Source organism: Trebonia sp., from assembly GCF_049794275.1.
GTDB lineage: Bacteria > Actinomycetota > Actinomycetes > Streptosporangiales > Streptosporangiaceae > Trebonia.
The window spans coordinates 1-4,056 of the sequence record NZ_JBARCR010000025.1; the positions used below are offsets into that span (position 1 = coordinate 1).

Consider the following 4,056-nt stretch of genomic DNA (forward strand, 5'->3'; position numbering starts at 1 on the left):
CGATCGCGAAGGCGGCGCCCGGGCCGCGGGTGGCGGTGTGCATGGAGGGCAGCCGCAGCTACGGGATCGGGCTGGCGCGGGCGCTGGCGGCTGCCGGGCTGCTGGTGATCGAGTGCGAGCAGCCCAGCCGCAGGCAGCGGCGCGGGAAGGGCAAGTCCGACCCCATCGACGCGCACCTGGCGGTGCTGGCCGCGCTGCGCCTGGACGCGAGCCGGCTGCCGGTGCCGCGGGCTGACGGCGACCGGGAAGCGCTGCGCATCTTGCTGGTTGCCCGGCAGGAGATCACGGTAGCCCGGACCGCCCAGGCGGGACGGCTGCGCGCGCTGCTGCTGACGGGCGATGACACCGACCGCCAGGCTGCCCGCACGACCTTGCCGGGCAAGGCCCTTGCCGCGCTGGCCGGGCGTGACCTGGCCGCTGATGCCAGCCGCGAGCAGGCCGTCCGCCAGGCCGAGATCCGCCGCCTGGCTGAGGCCCTGGATCAGGCTCGCCGGCAGCTCAAGGACAACCGCGCCCAGCTGCTGACCATCGTCGAGGACATTGCTCCCGGGCTGACCAACCGGTACGGGGTCGGGCCGGTCAGCGCCGCCCAGGCCATCGTGAGCTTCTCCCACCCTGGCCGGTGCCGCAGCGAGGCCGCGTTCGCCGCCCTCGCCGGCACCAGCCCGGTCCCGGCCAGCAGCGGCCAGACCGTCCGGCACCGGCTCAACCGCGGCGGTGACCGGGCGCTGAACCGCGCCATCCACGCCATCGCGCTGGTCCGGATGCGCAGCTGCCCGCGCACCCGCGCCTACGTCGCCCGGCGCACCGCCGAGGGAAAGACACCACGGGAAATCCGCCGCTGCCTAAAGCGCTACATCGCTCGCGAGCTTTACCGGCAGCTCACCCGGACGATGAATCTTCCCGAAGCTCCTTGACAAACATAGAAGCGTCAGAAGCCCGCGAGCTGCAAAGAGGAAGATGGACCGGACTGAGCACGCGGAACATACTGAGGGTGTGCTGAGCGAGGGAACCGTCCGGGAGTGGAGCGATGACCACGGGTGGGGGGTGATCGACTCTGCCGACACTCCGGAAGGGTGCTGGGTTCATTTCTCGATGATCGTGTCCGAGGGATTTCGCAGCCTCAAGCCGGGCGATCATGTCACCTTCACCTATGAAGCCCCCGGCCAAGACGGGTTCAACTACCGGGCCGTGCTGGTCTGGCCGCCTGGTGTGAGGCCGGGAACGCCGCAACGGCCGACCCAGGAGAGGCCGTCTGCCGCCTACCGGAGTTCGTTGACCATCCGGTGGCCGGACGGGAGCGTTACTAAGGGCGTACCTGGCCGTGGACAGGGGGAAGATCCCCGACCGACCGTGCAATTAGCGTGCAATTAGCCGCGGGCACCCGACACCGCAGGTCAGCGGTTGTTGAAGCCCGTACCGCACAGATTCCCAAGCTGACAGTGCGGGTTCGATTCCCGTCACCCGCTCCAACCAAGGGCTCTTAGTAGTCTCGGGGTCATGACCACGACCGAGGACGACCCCGATCGGGAGCACGAGAGTCAAGCTGAGGTGCCCGCCCCTGCGGACGAGACGCCAGCACCTTTCAGAAAGGCGGCGGCAGGGGTGGCGGAAGCGCAAGCCTGGAAGGGGCAGCAGATCGCAAAGGGCTGGCGCAAGCTCGTGAACGCACTACGCAGACGGGAGGAGGGAGGGGGGTAGATTCGTCAGCTGGTCCCAGCGCCGATGACACCCAGATCGATCAGGCACTCTCGCCCTGTCATCGCAGGCCAGTGGTGCACAGGGCCTTTCCTCAGCTCCTATGATCTAGGTCCGCGGTCTCCGCGCTCTCAATCCACTAGATGGCACGCAACGCACGCTGCGTAAAGTCGGCTGCGCCACATTTGGGGCACTGCCGGTACAACTCAGCCGGTTCATTACTCGCCGAGATCGAGCTGATTTGTCTCGCCAATTCGGCTCGGTCCACACGCACACTCTTCGGCGCAGTAACCGAGATCCCGGAAATCGATCGGACGCGCTGCCGCGCAGCCGATCGGGGCACTCGCCATGTGTACCCGCACTTGGTGCAGCTCCGCTCGTATTCCTTCGCCTGCCACGGCAATCTCACTCGATCACCTTCCTTACCCGAGCCCGGACCGCGCGCCCATGCTGACGGTACCGCTTCTTTAATGCCTCCGGTTTATTGCCTCCGGCGGGGCCTCAGGCCCAAGGATGGACCGGGAAGTGCGAGGACGAGCACCAGGGCGACGAGGACCTAGAGGACTCTCCCGCGCACCCGGGGCTGCCGCCCCGGACCCCGATGCATATGGGCTCCGGTCGGCCCCCGCTGTTTCAACCCCTCACCGTCCTACGCGGACGCGGCAGGATCTTCCCTGCACCAGCGCGGGGAACCCCGCACCCCGAGTTAGGTCGTTCAAGGCATGCCCGCTGCGTGCCGATGAGGTGGTCTACCGGAGGTCATCACGGCTACTCCCGGGCAACCACCCGACACCGGAGCCTGGCTTGACGTGCGTGAGCCGGGACGTTGAGGAGACTTGATAAGGAAGAGGTCAATAGGGTGTACACGACCGCGGCCGGGCTTCTATGCTGCCGAGCCGGGCTCAGCTTTGAGGGGAACCATTCGGGAACACGATCAGCCGTTGGCCCCACTGTCGCCGCAGCCGCTGAACCGGGTCCCGGCCCACAACGTGAGCGAGTTTGGAACCCTCTTGCCTGCCGATCGCCAGGATGACCTCGTCATAGTCATGGCGGCGGGTCTCCGCGCGCACTGCCTTGACCAGCTCCTCCTCGCTCAACAGGCCACTGGCCTGGCAGCCGATCGTCTTCAGGTGGCGGACAGCCAGGTTCATCCGGTGCTCGGCGGCAGCATTTAGGTCGTGGTCGGGCCGGGGCGCTACCGGGAACTTCCCGGCCCGGGCACCGAGCAGCAACTCGATGGCGGGCAGCTTCGTCCGGGCCGTATCGACCAACGCCAGCACGATCACTTCGAAGGATTCCTGCTCTTGCTTGGCGACCAGGTAGTTGATCGGCTCTAGGTCATGCTCTTCGTCCATCGCCAGCAGGTCCATGTCTAGGACGAGCAGATACCGACGCATACCCATCACTTCTCTCAACCTCATTTACGGACTACCCGTTGGCCAGGCTCGAAACCCCGTCTCGGGCTAACAGGGCTCCCGGCCCGAGGTCTGCCCCTACAACGGCCCTAGAACGCCAAGGACCACGGGTGTAAGGGCAGGACACTGCAAGGTGGCTGAAATGCGCGGTGTGGCCATATGCCCAGCTCACAACAGCAAGGCCGCTGTCCGAGCCGGAACGCCGACACCCTGATAAGGAAGCGATCGGCCAAGCTTGCCGCACTAGCGGAAGCCCCACTGGCTATGACACGAAGGAAGCAGCCGCAGTGATCACTGGTAGTCGGTCGCCGACTCAGGGACACAGCAAAGTCGTAAATTCCGGAGCAGTTACGTCGCCGATGCGGGCGGTCCGGTCAGTGAGGCGATGCAGGCGGTGAGCAGGCGCCGCATCTGATCTTGTTGGCTGGCATCCAGATTGGCCAGCATGTCTTGCTCGACGCGGCGAACCGCGGCGCTGGCCACCTTGAGCTGGCGGCGCCCGCGGGCGGTCAGCTCGGTCGGCAGGGCCCTGCCGGCGGGTGCCTGTGCCGGGCGGACGACGAGTCCCTGGCGTTCGAGGGCCTGCAGGAGCACGTTCATCGACTGCCGGGTGACGAAGGCGCCGCGGGCAAGCTCGGAGTTCGACAGGCCCGGTCGCTGGGCAAGCAGCTCCAGGCAGGAGTAGTGGGTGATCGTCATGCCCAGCGGCCTCAGCACGGCCTCCAGGGCAGAGTGCAGGGCGCTCGCGGCCGCCTTCAGCATGTACCCCAGCGATGTGTCCAGCTCGATTCCGGGCTCGCCTTGACTCATGTCAGTATTCTGACATACATTGTGGTGTGTCAGAAGACTGACATACCATGAGGAGGCAAGGATCGTGGCCGTCACCGGACCCGACTTCATTTCACTGCAGGTGCGCGACCTGGAGCGTTCCGCCGCTTTCTAC

Annotated in this window: 4 protein-coding genes; 2 read left to right on the plus strand and 2 right to left on the minus strand. The window is 66.4% G+C overall.

The window, feature by feature from the left end:
• Together WA805_RS00570 and WA805_RS00575 are read left to right on the plus strand one after the other, a co-directional pair.
• Nucleotides 1–917, plus strand: a 917-nt coding sequence (locus WA805_RS00570) for a transposase (RefSeq protein ID WP_425241391.1), incomplete at its 5' end; no start/stop codon positions are given.
• A gap of 43 nt (nt 918–960) precedes the next feature.
• A complete protein-coding gene (locus WA805_RS00575) occupies nt 961–1,374 on the plus strand; it encodes a cold-shock protein (protein ID WP_422288400.1) in 414 nt (137 codons plus the stop codon).
• Between the two features lie 1,226 nt (nt 1,375–2,600).
• Here WA805_RS00575 and WA805_RS00580 read toward each other — a convergent pair.
• On the minus strand, nt 2,601–3,068 hold the full coding sequence (locus WA805_RS00580; RefSeq protein ID WP_422338993.1) for a hypothetical protein: 468 nt from the start codon (nt 3,066–3,068) through the stop codon (nt 2,601–2,603).
• Between the two features lie 393 nt (nt 3,069–3,461).
• Nucleotides 3,462–3,923 (minus strand): MarR family winged helix-turn-helix transcriptional regulator, encoded by a 462-nt coding sequence (locus WA805_RS00585; protein WP_422284405.1) that lies wholly within the window; start codon nt 3,921–3,923, stop codon nt 3,462–3,464.
• Between the last annotated feature and the right edge of the window lie 133 nt (nt 3,924–4,056).

What these genes read in the sequence shown, in the direction of transcription:
- WA805_RS00575 (WP_422288400.1), top strand. Translation starts at nt 961, where the DNA reads ATGGACCGGACTGAGCACGCGGAACATACTGAGGGTGTGCTGAGCGAG.
- WA805_RS00580 (WP_422338993.1), bottom strand. Translation starts at nt 3,068, where the DNA reads ATGGACCTGCTGGCGATGGACGAAGAGCATGACCTAGAGCCGATCAAC.
- WA805_RS00585 (WP_422284405.1), bottom strand. Translation starts at nt 3,923, where the DNA reads ATGAGTCAAGGCGAGCCCGGAATCGAGCTGGACACATCGCTGGGGTAC.